This is a genomic window from Thermaurantimonas sp. (assembly GCF_046299575.1).
Taxonomy (GTDB): Bacteria; Bacteroidota; Bacteroidia; order Flavobacteriales; family Schleiferiaceae; genus Thermaurantimonas.
This window is the reverse complement of record NZ_JBKBHX010000002.1, coordinates 299,312-317,943: the sequence shown is the minus strand read 5'-3', so window position 1 is coordinate 317,943 and position 18,632 is coordinate 299,312. Positions and strand designations below refer to the sequence as shown.

Here is an 18,632-nt window from a genome sequence, read left to right as displayed (position 1 = left end):
ACTGCAAAGCAATCCGCATAAGGTTAAGTAACATTAATTACAATATTAAATGTGTGTTAAGTGGAGGGCAAAAAAATAGGGATAACTAGTTGATAAACAATTAGTTTTTTCTAAACTCGTAAATAATGTAACCTACTTGTTCTTCCGGGGCATCGGGATCAGCACTCCACTTGGTACGCATAGCAGCGTCGCGAGCCCTCTGATTGAGACATTCAGAAAAAACGTTTGTTGAGTAGTTCTGAAAGCTAACGCCTGGTATAGCTTCGATAACATTACCGTTTTGATCTACTTTTATGCGTACGACTACTCTTCCGAATTCCTGGCAATTGTAATCGGGTTTGGGTTTTACTTGTGCGGTTCGACCTCCGAGAAAATACCCGGTGCCGCTGGAGCCTGCTCCTGAACCTCCGCCTCCAGAGGTACCGCTTTCGTTTGTTCCTGTGGGCGAACCCTGTGTACCGGCTTGTGAACCGCTCCCGCTTTGTCCGCCTGTACCTCGGTTCGGATTGTTGATAATATTTTGCAAGCGTTGGTCGATCTGAGGTTTATTTTCCTGAGGTTGCGGATCTTCAGGTTTTTTGTTTTCCTGTGGTTTTTGCGTGGTTTTAGGGACTTTGTTTTGACTTACAGCAGGAGCGTCTTCTATATCTTGAGTAGGCGAAGTGAATTCAGTTTTTGATGTATTTGAGGAGGAAGATGAAGTCTGCGAGGGTTGAGGTAGCTGATTTGTAATGTTTTGCGGACCTCCAGCATCTGCATTGAATCCGAATTGAATGGCAATGCCCTCTTCAGGTTTTGGATCGAGATAAGTGAGGCCAAAAAAAAGAAAAAAGATGAACAACACGAGGTTGATCAAAATCGTAAGTACTAAGGCATTTTTCTCTTCTTTTGTTTTTGGCCAATCCATTTTGATTATTTTGGGTCGGTTGCCAGTACCATTTTCATTCGGTTTCGGTAAGCTATATCCATCACCTTCACTACCTTGCCGGTGGGTACACTTTCGTCAGCAAATAAGATAATGACCGGTGCTTCTTTACCGGCTGTTAGAGAAATCAACTCAGCTTCGAGAGCATCTTCTGTTACAGGTCTGTCGTTTACGGTGATTTTTAAATCCTTTTTTATAGCTACCGATACATCTTGTTTCTTAACAGTTTCGGCTTTGCTTTTTGGTAAAATCAGATCTAATGCACTGGTGGTGACGAGTGTAGAAGTAAGCATGAAAAAGATGAGCAGCAGAAAGACAATATCAGTCATGCTAGCCATGCTAAATTCTGCACTTACTTTATTTCTTCCTCTCAGGTCCATAGCCGTGTTTTTTTAAACAGCTTCATTCAAAAGGTCGAGAAATTCCGTAGCGCTTACCTCCATTTTGTACACCACATTGTTCACTTTAGTAACCAAAATATTATAACTCATGTATGAAACTATACCTACAAGCAGTCCGGCAACCGTAGTAGTCATAGCCGTGTAAATACCTTCCGCCAGCATATCAACTCGAATTTGTCCACCAGCGGCAGCCATCTCATGAAAGGCGAGAATCATACCGATAACGGTGCCTAAAAATCCGATCATAGGTGCAGCACCTGAAATGGTGGCAAGTAGGGCTAAATTTTTCTCTAACTGTAAAACTTCAATTTTTCCTGTGTTTTCAATAGCTGCTGCTATGTCTTTTAGCGGGCGTCCTATTCGGCTGATGCCTTTTTCGATCATTCGAGCCACCGGGGTATTAGCTGAGGCACACATGGCTTTGGCCGCATCGAGCTTACCTGCAGATACTTGTGCTTTAATAGAATTAATAAAGTTTTGGTCAAGCTTACCAGCTTTTGAAATAGATTGATAGCGCTCAAAGAATATGTATATAGCAATTGAAAACAATAAAAACAGAACGGACATGATAATAATACCGCCAACTCCCCCGCTTGTGATCAATTCCATAATCGAAAGAGTCTTCTGAACTGGTTCTTGTGTGGGTTCAAAACCTGGATTTACACCTGTTTGAATCTGTAGGAACATTGTTTTTATCACATTTTTTATAGTGGCAAACATAAAGTCATGACCTCAATCATGAAAGTGATTGCTTTTTATCTTACAAGGATCACTGAAAGTTGTAACTTATAGTCAATGAAAAATATTGTATTGCAACACGTAAATAAGTGCTCCTGAAAGGTAGCCAATCAAAGCAAGTGGGGCGATTTTTCGAAAATACCAACCAAACGTAATGCGTTCAATTCCCATCACCGCTACTCCGGCCGCCGAGCCTATTATAAGGGCACTTCCTCCTGTACCGGCTGCATAAGCCAAAAACTCCCAAAACAATCCATCTTGTTCAAAATAAGTACCCGGTTGAATGGGGTACATGCCCATTGCTGCGGCTACTAAAGGTACATTATCTACTACACTCGAAAACAAACCTATGGATAAAGCCAACAGAATGATTCCCGATTTGTGCTCTATTCCGATCGTATGATCAAGAAATGTAGCCAGGTGCTTTAAGGTACCCATGCTCTGTAAACTGCCCACTGCCAGAAGAATTCCCAGGAAAAACAGCACAGAGGCCATATCGATTTTGCGAATTACACCGATTACCGATAATTCCCTTTGCACAGCAAAGGGCTTCTTGCGGTGGAGCATTTCTGTGGCTATCCACATGATTCCAAGACTAAGCATCATACCCATAAAGGGCGGTAGATGTGTAACTGCCTTAAAAACAGGCACAAATAGCAACAACAGAATACCACCGACAAATATTATTTTCTTCTCTTTGGGTGTAACGGCCGGATAACTGTGGCCTGATGATACCTTGATGACAGGGTGACTGATATTTCCTTTTAAGCTGCGTGTCAAGAGCAACAATGGCACTACAATACAAACTAAGCTGGGAATGAAGACCATCGTTATGATTCTCACAGTAGTAATCTGCTTGCCAATCCAAAGCATGGTGGTGGTTACATCGCCGATAGGCGACCACGCCCCGCCAGCGTTGGCTGCTATTACGATCATGCCAGCAAAAAGCCAACGATCTTTGTAGTTAGCTACCATTTTCCGTACGAGTGAAGCCATCACTATGGTAGTAGTTAGGTTATCAAGTGCTGCACTCATAAAAAAGGTCAAGCCACACACCAGCCACATAAGCGACAACCGGCTCGTAGTGTTTATGCGATTAGTAATAATTGAGAAGCCTCCGTGTGCATCGATAGTTTCTACTATCGTCATAGCACCGATTAAAAAGAACAAGATACTCGCAATCTCTGAAAGATGCTCGAGCAACTGGTGATCGGATATGTATTCTAAAACTTTTTCTTTATCTGGATTTGAAAATGAGATGCCCAGGTGATGCGCTACGTCGTTCCAATTTACAAGTTGTGAAGACGAAAGTGCATACAAAGCCCAGCAAATCACACCAGTGACCAATGCTGAAGCTGCCTTGTTTATGTGAATTTTGTGTTCGAGGGCTATGGCCACATATCCGACGACAAAGACCAAAACTATGATGTACTCCATCATAAGAACAGGGATTTATGTGATGACAATGCCAGCTGATATGCAGACCTCATAATACCCACGAGTGATTGATTCACCTCAAAGCACTTTTTAATAGCCATTAAAATCCTGTTAGAAACATCTGAAAAAATTGCTTGATCATTCACCTGGGCCTCATCGCTCATAAGGTAAGCAAATGTTCGAGCCATGCCGCAATTAGCTATAAAATCAGGTATAATGCTCACGAGTGAATCTGCTTTAGTAGCTATCGGACCGAAAAAAATTTCTTCATCGGCAAAGGGCACATTAGCTCCGGAGGAAATTACCTCTAACCCAGTGGCAACCATTTGGTCCAAGTGCTGTTCTGTTACCAATCTGGAAGCAGCTGCCGGCACAAAAATTTCGGCACCGATACTCCATATTTTCTCATTTACCTCAGCGTAATCCATCATATCAGTTGCTACTAACGAATTTTGGGATTTGTTCTCAAAAAATTCTCTTATTGTTTGAAAACCAAAACCTTCTGCATTTAAGACTCCTCCATTGCGATCTATGATTCCAACAATTTTTACGCCATTGAGGGCTAAATAGTAGGCAGCTGAAGCACCCACATTTCCCCATCCCTGTATGATAGCTCTTTTACCGTCTAAATCTGAGCCTCTAAAAACTGAGTAATAATGTTTTACCGCCTCTGCTACACCATATCCTGTAATTAAATCAGATACTGTAAGTGTATTTTTAATTTTTGGTGCTATGCTCTCTGATGTCACAGGCAACACAACTCCTCTCTGCAAATTATTTATCTTCTGAGCTTTGGTGGCTTCGTCAGGTGCATAGTGACCTACTAATACTCCTTCCTGGGGATGCTCAATACCTAGACTGTGGGTGATTGGGATTACTTCTTCTTTTTCGTCAACATTTAAATCTCCACCAGTTCCATAATAATTTTTCAGCAAGGGTTTTATGGCTTTATACCAACGAGTCAACACCTCGACTTTACGGGGATCGGTTGGGTCGAAATCAATGCCTGATTTTGCTCCGCCAATGGGAGGGCCTGCAATAGCAAACTTAATTTCCATCGTTTTTGCCAACGAAAGCACTTCTTCTTTTGTGAGACCCTTCCGCATGCGTGTGCCACCGCCCGCAGCACCGCCCTTAAGCGAATTGATCACTACCCAACCGCGAGCTTCGCTCTCGCTATCGTTCCATTCAAAAACAATTTCAGGTGCCTGTGCTTCAAATTTTTTAATCAGTTCCATTCAAATAATTAAAATTCGACCGGCAAAATTATTTAGAGACTTTAGCCATTTTCTCTTATTTGTTTTGTTTTCAGATTTTTAGATATCCTTAACGCCTACTTGATCGACGCTCAGCAGTCCATTCGGCCGTTGGATATTGAAATGTTTACCTTTGCGGTCATAATTTCTTCAAAAATGGGATGTGCATCATGCAGTAAGTCAGACAAGGGATTGCCTAAAGGGTGCAGAAACAACGGGAGTTGCTCCACTGGTGGATGCGATAAACTGCCCATTTTTGATTGGCTGGCAAACATGACAGAGCAAAATGCTCTGAATCCTTGCCCTTATGTAGAGGTTCGCTTCAAAGGAACACGTAAGGAATTTTACCATAATCCAGACAAATTGAGTTTACACATCGGCGATGTAGTGGTGGTAGAGGCCGCTCAAGGCTGGGATGTAGGGGTTGTATCCCTTGCTGGTGAACTTGTAAGGCTACAAATGCGCAAAAAGCAAAAAAGTGATATAGTAGAAATAAAACAGCGAATCCTACGCAAGGCTACCCAAAAAGACATATCTATATGGACTAGAAATCAACAACGGGAGGAGGACTTAAAACTAAAAACCCGTGAACTGGCCAAAAAACACAATCTGCGCATGAAAATATCCGATGTAGAATTTCAGGCAGATGGTACCAAAGCCACCTTTTATTACACAGCTGATGAGCGGGTAGATTTCAGAAACCTCATAAAAGACATGGCCGCCTCTTTCGGCATTCGGATCGAAATGCGCCAGATAGGCTTTCGCCAGGAGGCCGCCCGTCTTGGAGGCATCGGTTCGTGCGGCAGAGAGTTGTGCTGCTCTACCTGGCTCACCGACTTCAGAGCAGTGAACACCTCAGCAGCACGCTATCAACAACTCTCCCTTAATCCCCAAAAACTTGCAGGCCAATGTGGAAAACTTAAATGCTGCCTAAACTATGAACTCGACTCCTACATGGAGGCCATTAAAGAATTTCCCGACTTCAATCAAGTGCTAAAAACCAAAGCCGGAGAGGCTGTGCTGCAAAAAGTGGATATCTTCAGACGCATACTATGGTATGCCTACACCGATAATACGACTAATTGGCATGGAATACCTCTTAACAATGTACTCAAAACCATTGAAGATAATAAAAATAATATACTGGCTGAAAACCTTGAATCACTCGTAGAACAGCAACCTCATAGCACTGAAATTCCTGTTACTCCTTTGCTAACTTCTAATCTCGACACTACAGATAATAGTGAAAAGGAGACACAAAAGAAGAAAAGAAACAAAAAGAAAAAGGCAAAATACAGCCAAAATAAATCTACCAAAAAATGATGTTTTTTAAAAAATTTTCTTCCCCATTATTCATACATAATGTTCTGAATAGATTTAAATATTTAAGTGTAAACAAAATAATTTTTTTTTCAATTGCATTACTATTATTTTTAGCAATTTGGTCACTTCAATCATGTAATAACAATGTTTACCACATTGAAATTATAGAAATAAAAAAACCTTGGCATAAAGACACTACACTTTCGTTCCAATTCTTTATTGAAGATACAACAAAAGTATATTTAATAAAATCTATTTTACACTACACAAGTGAATATCCTTTTGCCAATCTATACGTTAAAAGAGAAATTTTTTTTGAAGACAATCGCGAGTACGCAGATACCGCTAACTATGTGCTCTTCGACGAAATGGGAAAGATGACTGGTAAGGGATTTTCATATACAAAAGTATTAGAAAATACCATCGGAAAAGGACCTCTTCGTTTCGGTAACATTGGATATTATTACGTAGATTTTAATCACTTAATGCGCATCGATTCCCTACCCGGAATAGAGAAAGTAGGCATTGTAATAAAAGAAGTAAAATAAATACCTGTGAAATGGCAAATAGCACAAAAAATCAACCAAATTACGTCAGGCTTTTTTGGTACACAGTAGGTGCTGTGGCAGCTTTGTTTTTGCTTTTTATTACAAGTGTTGCTATTGGAGCTTTCGGACCGTTACCAGGATTTGAAGAAATTGAAAATCCCAAAAGCAATCTCGCAACTCAAATTATATCACAAGATGGTGTAGTGCTCGGTAAATTTTACAAAGAAAACAGAACACATGCAGAGTTTGAAGATCTCAGTCCTCATCTGGTGAATGCCTTAGTAGCTACAGAAGATGAGCGATTTTACAGCCATTCGGGCATCGATGTCAAAGCTTTGATGCGTGCTGTATTTCTGCTTGGTCAGGCAGGTGGTGGCAGCACCATCACACAGCAGCTTGCCAAAATGCTCTTTCACGAGCCACCGAGCAACATCTTTACACGCATCATCCAAAAAGTCAAGGAATGGATCATCGCCTTACGTCTTGAGCGCCAGTATTCGAAGCAAGAGATCCTGGCAATGTATCTTAATCAGTTTGACTTTCTCTACCAAGCCGTAGGCATCGAATCAGCAGCTCAAATCTATTTTAACAAGAGCCCAAAAGACTTAGAAATCCACGAAGCAGCATTGCTGGTGGGGATGGCTAAAAACCCTTCATTTTTTAACCCGATTCGATTTCCTGAAAGAGCCTTGCAGAGAAGAAATGTCGTATTGAATCAAATGCTTCGAAACAAATTTATAACGGCTGAACAGTTCGAAGAGCTCAAAAACAAGCCATTAAGTTTAAATTTCAGAAAACAAAGCCACAACGAAGGACTGGCCTCTTATCTGAGAGAACACATCAGACTGTTTTTAAGCGAGTGGGTAAAAGAACATAGAAAGCCCGACGGATCGATGTACAACATTTACACCGATGGATTAAAGGTTTACACCACCATCGATTCGCGCATGCAGCAGTATGCCGAAGAAGCCGTGGCAGAACACTTATCAAATTACCAAAGAGTATTCTTTGCCAAAGAAAAAGGTCGAAAAGACTTTCCCTTTGTAAAGCTTACCCAAGCTGAAATCGAAGACCTCCTGATGCGTGCCGTAAAGCGTAGCGGACGATATAAGGAACTGAAAGCCACAGGCGTGAGTGAAGATTCTATTATGAAAAATTTCAAAACTCCTATGCCCATGCAAATCTTTTCATGGAGCGGGGAGATCGATACACTCATGTCGCCTCTAGATTCCATACGCTACTACAAGTCGTTTTACCAAAGTGGATTTATGGCAGTCGAGCCGCAAACTGGCTTCATTAAAGCCTGGGTTGGAGGCATTAATTTCAAGCACTTTAAGTACGACAACGTCTTTCAAGCCAAACGTCAAGTGGGTTCTACTTTCAAACCGTTTTTGTACGCCACAGCCATTAAAGAAAAAAAATACAGTCCGTGCTTCGAAGTGCCCGATGCGCGTATTTGCATAGAAGCAGGAATGTATGGCCTTCTAAAGGACTGGTGCCCCTCAAACTCAGACGATAAATACGAAGGAATGATGACCCTCAAGCGGGCATTAGCCGAAAGTAAAAATACGGTTAGTACCTTCCTGATGAAGCAAATAGGGCCGGCCAGCGTAGTACAACTGTGTAAAGACTTAGGCATTAAAAGCGAAGTGCCGGAAGCTCCCTCCATCGCCTTAGGTACTATGGACTTAAGCGTGTATGAACTTATTGGGGCTTACACCACCTTTGCTAATAAAGGCACTTACACAGAACCCATTGTAATACTGCGCATAGAAGATAAAAACGGCTTAGTGCTGGCCGAATTTGAACCAGAAACCCGCGAGGTGATGAGCGAAGAGGTGGCCTACGTGATGCTCGACATCCTTAAAGCTGTAACACAGTATGGTACAGGTGCACGCCTACGCAGCAAAGGGGGCTCATATCTCGAAAATGTCGTTACGGGTTTTCCCTGGGGATTCGATAATCCCATAGCCGGCAAAACAGGAACTACTCAAAACAACAGCGATGGATGGTTTGTAGGTATGGTGCCCAACCTTGTGGCCGGAGCATGGGTTGGCTGCGAAGACCGCTCGGCACACTTCCGCTCTACCTATTTTGGACAAGGTGCCACAGCTGCAATGCCCGTTTGGGCACTTTTTATGAAAAAGTGTTATGCTGACCCAAATTTAAAGGTTAGTCGATCCGACTTTGAGCCTCCTCAGGAACCTATCACCATTATTACTGACTGCAACTTGTACCGACAAAAGCAAAGCAGTGACGATTTACCAGATTGGATAAGATAACAAGGCTATGGCCCGTACCTACTTGAAAAACAGGCTTAGAGCAAATTTTGTAAGTGTAATCATCTCTCAAACACTCGTTCTCTTTGTTCTGGGTGTTTTTGGATCGATCGTTTTTAATGCTCGCATAATTGCCAAAAACCTCAAAGAAAACCTTACCTTACTAGTTGTTTTAAAACCTGAAGTTAATCCGGCAGATGCGCGAAGACTGCAAAAGATTTTAGAAACCGACGAACGTATTCGTCGTACCGAGCTTATCACGCGGGAAGAAGCTGCTGAAATGCTCAAAAAAGACCTAAATGAAGACTTCATCGAATTTTTAGGTTTTAATCCTCTGTCGGATGTCATAGAGCTCAATGTTTATGAACAGTTTGCCAACGAGCAAGAAATTGCCTCCATTGAAAAACTTTTAAAATCTGAGCCCATCGTCGATGAAGTTGTAATCGATAAAGATTTAATTTATTTAATGAATTCTAATCTAAAAAAACTCACTTATGTAGCTTTAGGCATGGTAGTTATCTTGTTGTTGGTTTCTATCGCATTGATCAATTCTTCCATACGGCTATCGATCTATTCTTCACGATTCATCATTCGAACCATGCAGCTGGTAGGAGCTACGCATTGGTTTATCATCCGCCCGTTTATGTTAAACGCTGTCCTACAAGGGTTTATCTCAGGTCTATTCGCTTCAGGACTCCTGTTGGCTTTGTACAAATACTCACTGCGCTGGACGTCGGAAATGTTTATTCAGCTCGATGAATCCATTCTCTACGCAAATATTCCCATGCTGAGCATTTTGGGCGTGGTTGTTTCATCTGTCTGTACTTTATTTGCCCTTAATAAATATCTTCAGTTAGACATAGAACAGTTGTACGCATGAAACACAATCCTTCTCAAAAGCCCTTAATATTTGGAAAAACCAACTATCTGATTATGATAGGAGGTATTTTACTTATGGCTATTGGATATCTTCTGATGAAAGGTGGTGGTAGTGATGATCCTAATGTATTTAACGAAGAAATTTTTAGTCCTAGAAGAATACGAGTCGCTCCTGCATTAATCATACTCGGATTCATTACGCAGATCTTTGCCATCATGTACCAGCCAAAAGACCAAGAAAAATGAACCTGATTGATGCAATAATATTGGGAATACTACAGGGGCTAACTGAATTTTTACCCGTGAGCTCCAGTGGCCATCTCGAAATCGGCAAAGCTCTGCTCGGTCTACACATGAAAGGTGAAGAAAGCCTTCTTTTTACCGTAATAGTACATTTTGCCACAGCTGCTGCTACCCTTGTAGTTTATCGCCGAGACGTAGGTAAGCTCATCAACGGTTTACTTCAATTCAAAAACAACGAAGAAACTCAATTTGCCGGCCTTATTATACTTTCTATGATTCCAGCAGGAGTTATAGGCCTTTTGTTTGAAGAACAAATCGAAGCGCTTTTCGAAGGCAAAATCGCCTTTGTTGGGGTCATGCTTATTATTACGGGATTGCTCCTATTTATTGCTGATAAGTCAAAAGCTACGAATAAGTCTATTACTCCATTAAATGCCTTTTTCATTGGTGTAGCTCAGGCTATAGCCATTTTGCCCGGGATTTCTCGATCGGGCGCCACCATCAGCACTTCAGTAATACTCGGAATAGATCGCGAAAAAGCTGCCCGGTTTTCCTTCTTGATGGTAATACCTGTAATATTTGGAAAAATCATTCTCGATGCTGGAGAGATGATTCAGGAAGTCTCAGCCGTTGAAAACCCTACACAAGTGCCTTTCTCGGTGCTTTTAGCTGGTTTTGCCACATCATTTTTGGTGGGCATCTTCGCGTGCAATCTTATGATTTCAATGGTTAAACGCGCTCAACTGAAGTATTTTTCATTTTATTGTTTTGTAGTCGGTTTCATATCCATTGTGTCATACTACTATTATTAATTCATCGTGCGTGAAGTCCGCCGATTATTACCTCAATGGCATTATTTTGCTTATTGATAAACCATTTGGCATTACATCTTTTGATGTAGTAAGGCGAATCAGGGGTATTATCAAAAAAAAATATCACCTCAAAGAAATTAAAGTAGGTCATACAGGTACACTCGATCCATTGGCCAGCGGGCTATTAGTTATTTGTACAGGTAAGGCTACAAAAAAAATAGATCGCCTAATCAACGACTCAAAAACTTACACGGGACAAGGAAAGCTGGGCTATATTACACCCAGCTACGACCGCGAAACCCAAGAAATACCCACCAACCTCCCTTTGCCGACCGACATCGCAGAGCTTCAAACGGTTGCATCGGCTTTCGAAGGAGAGATCCTTCAAACTCCCCCACTCTTTTCCGCCATTAAAGTTGACGGATTGCGGGCATATGAACTGGCTCGTGCTGGAAAGCAGAAGGAGTTGAAAGCCCGTCCGGTTCAGATCTACAAATTCGAAATTACCAACTACTCTCCACCGTTTTTTTACTTTAAGGTGCACTGTTCTAAGGGTACTTACATACGCAGCCTTGTACACGATTTCGGTCAAAAACTCAGCTGTGGTGCCTACCTAACCGAGCTGAGAAGAGTTCAATCCGGAGATTTTCGCGTTGAAGATTCCATAAAATTTGAATCCCTAGAAGAGGTTCTTTAATACTCAGAACATCTGAACAGCAGCTTTTTATACCTGTTTTAAAAATGTTTTTAAACACATAAATTATGGAAAAAATTGCCATACACTGGTTCAGAAGAGACTTGAGACTCGAAGATAACGCAGCCCTCTATCACGCTTTAAAATCCGGCTTGCCTGTCCTTGGACTCTTTATTTTCGACCGGCATATACTCGATAAACTACAGGATAAAACCGATCGCAGAGTAAATTTCATCTATCAGGAGGTTAAAAGACTAATGGCTGAATTAGAAAAGCTGGGATCGACCCTTTTGGTGAAGTATGGATTTCCTGAGGAAGTGTGGCCTCAACTCACCGAAGAGCTCCCCATAGGTCAAGTATTTGCCAACCGCGATTACGAGCCCTACGCTCATAAGCGCGATAAACAGATATATGAACTGCTTCAATCAAAAGGTATCAAATTCACAGGGGCCAAAGACCATGTAATTTTTGAAAAAAACGAGGTTTTAAAAGACAATGGACAACCATACACGGTGTACACGCCTTACAGCCGAAAATGGAAGGAGAAGCTCAACGATTTTTACTTAAAATCGTATCCTACTGAGGCCTATTTTTCGAATTTTTACAAAACCGCATCAAGGCCCATACCTACCCTTGAAGAAATGGGTTTTGTGACGACTTCTTACTCATATCCATCGAGAGAAATTCCAATAGGCATTATCCAAAACTATCACCAAAAAAGAGACTTTCCGGCCACACAGGGCACGTCGCGCCTAAGTGTTCACCTGCGATTTGGCACCATAAGCATCCGATCCCTCGCCCGCATAGCCGCTGCTACAAATGAAAAGTACCTCAACGAGCTGATTTGGAGAGATTTTTATCAAATGATTCTGTATCACTTCCCCCACATTCCTGAAAAAGCCTTTAAACCCGAATATGACCGCATCGAGTGGGAAAACAACGAAGAGCACTTCAAAGCATGGTGCGAAGGGCTGACCGGTTACCCTATTGTAGATGCTGGTATGCGCGAATTAAACGCCACCGGCTTTATGCACAACCGCGTGCGCATGATCGTCTCCAGCTTTCTGACCAAACACTTATTGATCGACTGGCGCTGGGGAGAACAATACTTTGCCGCCAAATTGCTCGACTACGAAATGGCCTCCAATGTAGGCGGTTGGCAATGGGCAGCCGGTAGTGGCAACGATGCAGCACCTTATTTCCGAATTTTTAATCCGGCACTGCAAACTGAGAAGTTTGACAAAAATTTGAGCTACGTAAAAAAATGGGTGCCGGAGTTAAACACCCCAGCCTATCCCAAGCCGATCATTGAACACACTTTCGCACGCAACCGTGCTATCCAGCGGTACAAGAAAGCTCTGGAATAAACAGTTTTTTTCCGATAATTTTCTGCTAGGATTTGAATTTTATGACATTTCACACCGTATCTCAATTAATTAATCTTGCTTCAATAAATCTTAGACAAAAGCAATCCAAAGCGGAGCAGGTTTTCTTCGGTCTGATTTCTTATCAATCTGAATTCATAAAAACTAAAGAGTAAAATTTTAAAACAGCCGGATGAAATCCATCCTCATCCGGTATTGAAATGAAGAACTGATAATCGACTGTTTATTATGTTCTTTCGATACATGTTAGCACTTTGCTGATTTTTAATTTGATTTCTTTTTTTCAGAATAAAATTACGTAATATTGCTGTCGTTATGTTCACAGTCTGCTGGTGAAATTCTGTGATGGTAAAACAGCGACGGTACTACCTGTGAGGCTTTATCGCGACAGGTAGCCGGAGGAGCGCCATAAATTATAAATAAAAGCGTATGCGCATACTCGTCTCGGCAATCTCTGACCAACCAATGCCTAACTATCTGCTGATCAAAGAACTGAAAGAGGTGGATCACTATGTATTTATCACAACTCAAAAGATGGAAACCAAAGGCAAGTGTGAAACCTTGGCTACAACAGCGGGAATTGAATCAGATCGATACACTAAGATAATTGTATCGGAAAATGAACTATTCCAGAACACTTCAAAATATGCTGAAGCTGACATCTTAAACAAAGAAAACTGCACTTATTTAGTAAATGTAACTGGCGGAACTAAGCTCATGTCGATAGGCATGTGGCATTATTTCTCTGGTCGAAAAAATGCGGAATTTTACTACGTGCCTTTCAGCTCAAAAGGCTACGAAAAAGTGTATTTAAATACTGCTGCTGAGTTTATAGAATTCACTTATTTCATAGGTGCCGAAGAGTATCTGAACCTACATGGGATGAAATGCGATTGTAAAACTAAAATTAGATCAGGTACCTGGTGCAATGATGTATGGCAAAATCTTTTGAAAAACGATTTTAACACTCAAAAATTACCAAAAGAATTTATAAATAATGATGGTACTTTTAATGGAAATTTATTTGGTGAATGGTTTGAAGAATTTATCTACCGAACCATAAAAAGAGAACTCAGATTAGGAGATAAATTTATTAAAATAGGTATTAAACTAAAAGAAAAAAATCCCTCTCACACCGTCGAAAACGCCATGAATGACAATGAAATTGACGTTCTGGTCCTTTACAAAAATCAGCCCTTTGCGATCGAATGTAAAACAGTACATGACCCTTGTAGAATAAATACTGCAACGCTACTAAACCAAATGTATAAAGTAGCGAGTTTGAACAAAAGATTTGGTCTTTCATCGCGCTCCATTTTGCTTACAATGGCAAAACTCGAAACTCTAAATGAAGAATCGAGAAATAATTTATTTCTAAAAGCCAGACTGATGGGCAATATTGAGCTTATGGGCAATAAAGAATTACAGGAAAATAAGATAGTTGAAATAATAAAAAACTCATAAACTTTGGCAAAGAAGTTTTTCTCTTTTCTCGGTACCAGCGACTATGTACCTTGCAAGTACAGAAATATGACTTACACCGACAGCGAACCAGAAAAATACATTCAAATGTCCACTTTGAGAATGCTCAATGCCCAGGAGTGGAATGAGGCCGATTCGATTGTCATCTTTATGACAGAAGATTCCAAAAATCGAAACTGGCTTGACAATGGACACCAGGATAAAACTACAAAACAAATTATCCTTAATGACGGACTTGAAAAGAGGTTAAACCACTTCGGTACTAAGGCTCAAATTATGCCGGTTATCTTCCCGATCGATGGCCGCAACGAACAGGAAATCTGGCAGTTGTTTTCGATAATGATCAGCCAACTGCAAGAAGACGACGAAGTGTACATCGATGTGACGCATGCTTTTCGCTATATACCGATTCTCTTCACCGTGCTGAGTCAGTACGCACGCCATCGATTGAATATTCACATTAAATCCATCACGTATGGGAATTTTGAAGCACGCGACCAGAGTACTGAAATTGCCCCTATTATCGATTTGACGGTTTACAGTTTTTTCATGGAGCTGAGCGACTTCGCCTATCAACTTCGAAAGTTTGGATATGCCGTTGATGCCAGAGATTTCACAAAAGACATAACCAGCGAACTCGGAAAACTCTTTAGAGGACAAAACGAAGCACTTAACAAGCTTAACCAGCTGATTAAAAATCTTCAAAGCTTTTCGGAAGACATATTCTTATGCAACGGAGAAGGTATAAATAAGGGAAATCATTTAGACAAAATACTTAAATTTTCTTTTGATAATCCCTCTACAGATAACAACATAATTCAGATAATAACAGACCTCTTTAAACCTATAGTCAATGAAATCCAAAACATTTTTCCCACAGGCACATATAATGCTCAGGAAAACACCATGAATTGCCTATATTCAGCCGGCTTCTGCCTGAATAAAAATCTCATCCAGCAAGCTGCTACTCTCCTGAATGAAGGTATTATAGCACATCTACTTGAAATGATCGAAAATCATGAAAGCGTAAATTATCCTAATGACACCAATTCTAATCACAAAAAATATTTAGTACGCTATGCTATCATCTCTTCACTACTAAATGTAGGCGATAGGCCGCCACATGAATGGACAGGCCACCTGGGAAACAACGTTCATATTGGTCAGGCTGTAAAGAACAAATTCACTAACTTCGAAGAACTGGTTAATATCACGAGAGATCTGAGCCAAATACGCAATGCACTAAACCATGCCCATTTTGGAAGAAATAATCCTGGAGATTATAAAGAAAACCTCATGCATATGCAAGAGAAAGTCTTAAATATTTTAATGTCAGTTAAAAACTAAATAATGGCTCTGATAAATATATCAAATCACCCCTCTTCGCTGTGGAGTACACAACAAATGAAAGCTGCCGAAAAAATGTTTGGAGGCGTCATCGATGTGGCTTTTCCGAGCATTGATCCTAGCTGGACGCCATCAGAATTGCTGGAGAAATTAGACAGTTTCCTAGCAGAACTCTCAGAAAAATATACACCTCTGCAGCATTATTCATTTCACGTAATGGGTGAATTCAATTTTTGTTTCGCTCTTGTGTCATATCTCATTCAAGCAGGTGCCGATGTATATGCCTCTACTACCGAAAGACATGTGAGCGAAGAAATGCAAGGTGATATTAAGAGAAAAGTCACGATCTTCGAATTTGTTCAATTCAGAAAATACGTATTGAAACCTATATCTCAATACCATAACCATGAGTAAACTTTTTATATATGAAATAGCCGGATCTGACAAGAGATCGCTAAATGCAGCCATATACGATGGTCAAAATCTGACTGGACTTTTTTTAAGCAATCAACTCGGTGAGTCCTTAGTTAAGACCCTTATCGTCGGACAGATTCCTCAGGCAGACCTTATTTATTACGCCTGCGACGGGTCTGACAATCCACAGGCCGACAAGCTTCTCGATGGGAAGTTTGTAATAAATCTGAAAGACATTAGAATTCTGCGACATTTTAAAGTGTCATATCAACCCGAGCTTACACCTACTGCCAAACTTCTGAAGATACTCTACCAAAAGCTAAACAAAAGCTCTCAGGAACCAGAACTAAGCACTGAAAGTGATATTCTGGACATGATGTTTCAGATCGCAAATGTTTATAATCTCAAAATTCTGGTCGAATCTGTACGGGAAGAAATAAATGACCAGCAATTTAATGACTTCATAACAAGGATATCGGCTAAGCTCAGCGAAGAGCAAAGAGAGGCTCTCGGGCTGATTTTCAAATTCATGAATTCACCAGAGCACAGGATATTCATACTCAGAGGTGCTGCCGGTACCGGTAAAACGACTCTTGCCAGATACATCCTGGAAATGATTGGCGAAATATTTAAGGAAAATACAGTCTCCCTTATGGCCCCTACTGGAAAAGCAAGCCGGAACATTTCAGAAAAGACAGGAAAACCTGCTAACACAATTCATAAAAAAATCTATTCGATGAAAGTGGGTGTATCTATAACAGAATCTGACAATAAACCAATTGATGATCAAAACACAGATGAGGATGAATTATCATTGATTCAGATTACGACTCTCAATCAGAATTTCGGTAGTCATGTAGGCATCGTAGATGAGGCAAGTATGCTCAGCGATCTGATAAATGACGATGAGATAAAAAGAAAAATATTTGAAGAGAAAAAAAAGGGGCGCATTTATAAAAATTGTACCGGTTTTACACTACGGGATCTAATAGGATTGTGTATAAAAGATAACGTAAAAATTATCTTGATTGGTGATATTTACCAGCTGCCCCCGATCGAAACCGGAGAGCCATTTGGACTCTCACCTGAATTCATCACACAGAAGTATGAAATACATACAATGATGTATGAATTATCTATGCCACATCGCTTTAAGCAGGACAACAGTATCCTTGAATTTTCACTATATCTGAGGGATAAAATTCAGGAAGCAAAAAATAAAAATTTTTCGATAAAATATTTGGTAAATGACTTCCGAGATAAAAACTCAATCAGATTGGAAAAAAATATTACAATCAACTACAATGACCTGAATGATCTAGTAAAAAAATTTATAGAAATCTATCAAAAAAATAAGGATGTGGCTGTGGTAACCTGGAGCAATAATGCAGCCGACTTCTGCAATTACAATATCAGAAAAAGTTTGAACTATGAAGATATTATCGAAAAAAATGATCGCTTAATATGTGTACAAAATAATTACAATTACGAAATTTATAACGGAGACATATTATTTGTGAATGAAATTAAAAAATGTGAAATATCGCTCGCACAGTACTTTCAGTTAAACATTGGTGTGCTAATTCCTTATTTCGACCTCAATATCCGAATTTTAAATAGCGATGATAAGTACATGGAAGTAAAGACCCAAATGGAAACAAATGTAGAAACGGAAGTATATAAATTTTTTAGCATCCCGAAAAAAGGTGTAAGGCAAGAATTTAAAATAAATCAACGTCTGGCTAATTACAAATACTTTTACAACAGGGTAAAGTTTAAATTCTGCGAAGAGATAACGAATGAAAAAGTTTTTGACATCAAAAAACAAATTGAAATCATCCGTTCAAATAAAGAAGATTTTATAAACTATGTAAACGTCAAAGCAGCCATAGATCCTTATCTGAATGCATTGTATATAAAATATGCTTATGCCTTTACGTGTCACAAAGCTCAGGGCAGCGAATGGGAAAATGTAATCCTGACCAATTTAAACAACAAAGACCTGAGATGGCTCTATACCGCCACCACAAGGGCAAAGGAACATTTATACATTTATCCAAAAGCAGTTGTAAGCTCTTCAGGACACAAAATGCCACTTATCTTCATGCTTGGCAGAAATTTCAATGGTTATGTATCCAACACTGGGATGTATTATTCCGACACTCTGGTAAAATTGCTCAAAATATTGATCAAGACTCCTGATGATCTGCCGATAGAATACCATTTACCGGAGGCAATCAGAAAGAATCTGAACACAGAATATCTGGCACTTTACTCTGGTGATAATGTCGTACTAATAGAAAAAGATCGAATCAGTCCTGAAGTATTGAAAAAATTTGAAATATTACGGTTGAATAGCCGAATACCAACTATTAGATTTGGTCAGTCAAACCGGGATGGACAATCTATTGCTTATGACATTTTTGATCAGAATGTAAACAATCTCTTTAATTAAAAAAAAGGCCGGGA

Annotated in this window: 17 protein-coding genes; 12 read left to right on the top strand and 5 right to left on the bottom strand. The window is 40.2% G+C overall.

Annotated elements, in window-relative coordinates:
- Positions 1-100 precede the first annotated feature (100 nt).
- From ACK4EX_RS03895 to ACK4EX_RS03875, 5 genes are all read right to left on the bottom strand, one after another.
- Positions 101-907 (bottom strand): hypothetical protein, encoded by an 807-nt coding sequence (locus ACK4EX_RS03895; RefSeq protein ID WP_409769906.1) that lies wholly within the window; start codon positions 905-907, stop codon positions 101-103.
- A gap of 5 nt (positions 908-912) precedes the next feature.
- Positions 913-1,305, bottom strand: a complete 393-nt coding sequence (locus ACK4EX_RS03890) for an ExbD/TolR family protein (RefSeq protein WP_409769904.1) — start codon at positions 1,303-1,305, stop codon at positions 913-915.
- Positions 1,306-1,317: 12 nt separating this feature from the next.
- A complete protein-coding gene (locus ACK4EX_RS03885) occupies positions 1,318-2,013 on the bottom strand; it encodes a MotA/TolQ/ExbB proton channel family protein (protein ID WP_409769902.1) in 696 nt (231 codons plus the stop codon).
- A gap of 105 nt (positions 2,014-2,118) precedes the next feature.
- Complete coding sequence (gene nhaD, locus ACK4EX_RS03880; protein ID WP_409769900.1) at positions 2,119-3,504, bottom strand: sodium:proton antiporter NhaD; 1,386 nt, start codon at positions 3,502-3,504, stop codon at positions 2,119-2,121.
- On the bottom strand, positions 3,501-4,739 hold the full coding sequence (locus ACK4EX_RS03875; RefSeq protein ID WP_409769898.1) for a Glu/Leu/Phe/Val dehydrogenase dimerization domain-containing protein: 1,239 nt from the start codon (positions 4,737-4,739) through the stop codon (positions 3,501-3,503). The genes nhaD and ACK4EX_RS03875 overlap by 4 nt, the downstream gene beginning before the upstream one ends.
- A 174-nt stretch (positions 4,740-4,913) precedes the next feature.
- Here ACK4EX_RS03875 and ACK4EX_RS03870 point away from each other — a divergent pair, with 174 nt between their 5' ends.
- The 12 genes from ACK4EX_RS03870 (at position 4,914) to ACK4EX_RS03815 (ending at position 18,618) form a co-directional block, all read left to right on the top strand.
- Positions 4,914-6,080, top strand: coding sequence for a stage 0 sporulation family protein (locus ACK4EX_RS03870; protein WP_409769896.1), 1,167 nt, complete (start codon positions 4,914-4,916; stop codon positions 6,078-6,080).
- Positions 6,077-6,628 (top strand): gliding motility lipoprotein GldH, encoded by a 552-nt coding sequence (locus ACK4EX_RS03865; protein ID WP_409769894.1) that lies wholly within the window; start codon positions 6,077-6,079, stop codon positions 6,626-6,628. The genes ACK4EX_RS03870 and ACK4EX_RS03865 overlap by 4 nt, the downstream gene beginning before the upstream one ends.
- Positions 6,629-6,639: 11 nt before the next feature.
- Entirely contained in the window at positions 6,640-8,910 is a 2,271-nt protein-coding gene (locus ACK4EX_RS03860) for a penicillin-binding protein 1A (protein ID WP_409769893.1), read from the top strand.
- A 7-nt stretch (positions 8,911-8,917) separates the two neighbouring features.
- Positions 8,918-9,787, top strand: coding sequence for a cell division protein FtsX (locus ACK4EX_RS03855; RefSeq protein ID WP_409769891.1), 870 nt, complete (start codon positions 8,918-8,920; stop codon positions 9,785-9,787).
- Entirely contained in the window at positions 9,784-10,032 is a 249-nt protein-coding gene (locus tag ACK4EX_RS03850) for a DUF3098 domain-containing protein (protein WP_409769889.1), read from the top strand. Before ACK4EX_RS03855 ends, ACK4EX_RS03850 begins: the two co-directional genes overlap by 4 nt.
- Positions 10,029-10,841 (top strand): undecaprenyl-diphosphate phosphatase, encoded by an 813-nt coding sequence (locus ACK4EX_RS03845; RefSeq protein WP_409769887.1) that lies wholly within the window; start codon positions 10,029-10,031, stop codon positions 10,839-10,841. Before ACK4EX_RS03850 ends, ACK4EX_RS03845 begins: the two co-directional genes overlap by 4 nt.
- A gap of 10 nt (positions 10,842-10,851) precedes the next feature.
- A complete protein-coding gene (gene truB / locus ACK4EX_RS03840) occupies positions 10,852-11,538 on the top strand; it encodes a tRNA pseudouridine(55) synthase TruB (protein WP_409769885.1) in 687 nt (228 codons plus the stop codon).
- Between the two features lie 62 nt (positions 11,539-11,600).
- Complete coding sequence (locus tag ACK4EX_RS03835) at positions 11,601-12,902, top strand: cryptochrome/photolyase family protein (RefSeq protein WP_409770379.1); 1,302 nt, start codon at positions 11,601-11,603, stop codon at positions 12,900-12,902.
- Positions 12,903-13,349: 447 nt separating this feature from the next.
- Positions 13,350-14,384, top strand: coding sequence for a Card1-like endonuclease domain-containing protein (locus ACK4EX_RS03830; protein WP_409769883.1), 1,035 nt, complete (start codon positions 13,350-13,352; stop codon positions 14,382-14,384).
- Between the two features lie 3 nt (positions 14,385-14,387).
- A complete protein-coding gene (locus ACK4EX_RS03825) occupies positions 14,388-15,749 on the top strand; it encodes a TM1812 family CRISPR-associated protein (RefSeq protein WP_409769881.1) in 1,362 nt (453 codons plus the stop codon).
- 3 nt (positions 15,750-15,752) lie between these two features.
- Positions 15,753-16,163, top strand: a complete 411-nt coding sequence (locus ACK4EX_RS03820) for a hypothetical protein (protein WP_409769879.1) — start codon at positions 15,753-15,755, stop codon at positions 16,161-16,163.
- On the top strand, positions 16,156-18,618 hold the full coding sequence (locus tag ACK4EX_RS03815) for an ATP-dependent RecD-like DNA helicase (protein ID WP_409769877.1): 2,463 nt from the start codon (positions 16,156-16,158) through the stop codon (positions 18,616-18,618). Before ACK4EX_RS03820 ends, ACK4EX_RS03815 begins: the two co-directional genes overlap by 8 nt.
- The last annotated feature ends 14 nt before the right edge of the window (positions 18,619-18,632 follow it).

Excerpts from the sequence above, each read along its gene's own strand:
- ACK4EX_RS03895 (WP_409769906.1), bottom strand. The coding sequence starts at position 907 with ATGGATTGGCCAAAAACAAAAGAAGAGAAAAATGCCTTAGTACTTACG.
- ACK4EX_RS03890 (WP_409769904.1), bottom strand. The coding sequence starts at position 1,305 with ATGGACCTGAGAGGAAGAAATAAAGTAAGTGCAGAATTTAGCATGGCT.
- ACK4EX_RS03885 (WP_409769902.1), bottom strand. The coding sequence starts at position 2,013 with ATGTTCCTACAGATTCAAACAGGTGTAAATCCAGGTTTTGAACCCACA.
- nhaD (WP_409769900.1), bottom strand. The coding sequence starts at position 3,504 with ATGATGGAGTACATCATAGTTTTGGTCTTTGTCGTCGGATATGTGGCC.
- ACK4EX_RS03875 (WP_409769898.1), bottom strand. The coding sequence starts at position 4,739 with ATGGAACTGATTAAAAAATTTGAAGCACAGGCACCTGAAATTGTTTTT.
- ACK4EX_RS03870 (WP_409769896.1), top strand. The coding sequence starts at position 4,914 with ATGGGATGTGCATCATGCAGTAAGTCAGACAAGGGATTGCCTAAAGGG.
- ACK4EX_RS03865 (WP_409769894.1), top strand. The coding sequence starts at position 6,077 with ATGATGTTTTTTAAAAAATTTTCTTCCCCATTATTCATACATAATGTT.
- ACK4EX_RS03860 (WP_409769893.1), top strand. The coding sequence starts at position 6,640 with ATGGCAAATAGCACAAAAAATCAACCAAATTACGTCAGGCTTTTTTGG.
- ACK4EX_RS03855 (WP_409769891.1), top strand. The coding sequence starts at position 8,918 with ATGGCCCGTACCTACTTGAAAAACAGGCTTAGAGCAAATTTTGTAAGT.
- ACK4EX_RS03850 (WP_409769889.1), top strand. The coding sequence starts at position 9,784 with ATGAAACACAATCCTTCTCAAAAGCCCTTAATATTTGGAAAAACCAAC.
- ACK4EX_RS03845 (WP_409769887.1), top strand. The coding sequence starts at position 10,029 with ATGAACCTGATTGATGCAATAATATTGGGAATACTACAGGGGCTAACT.
- ACK4EX_RS03830 (WP_409769883.1), top strand. The coding sequence starts at position 13,350 with ATGCGCATACTCGTCTCGGCAATCTCTGACCAACCAATGCCTAACTAT.
- ACK4EX_RS03820 (WP_409769879.1), top strand. The coding sequence starts at position 15,753 with ATGGCTCTGATAAATATATCAAATCACCCCTCTTCGCTGTGGAGTACA.
- ACK4EX_RS03815 (WP_409769877.1), top strand. The coding sequence starts at position 16,156 with ATGAGTAAACTTTTTATATATGAAATAGCCGGATCTGACAAGAGATCG.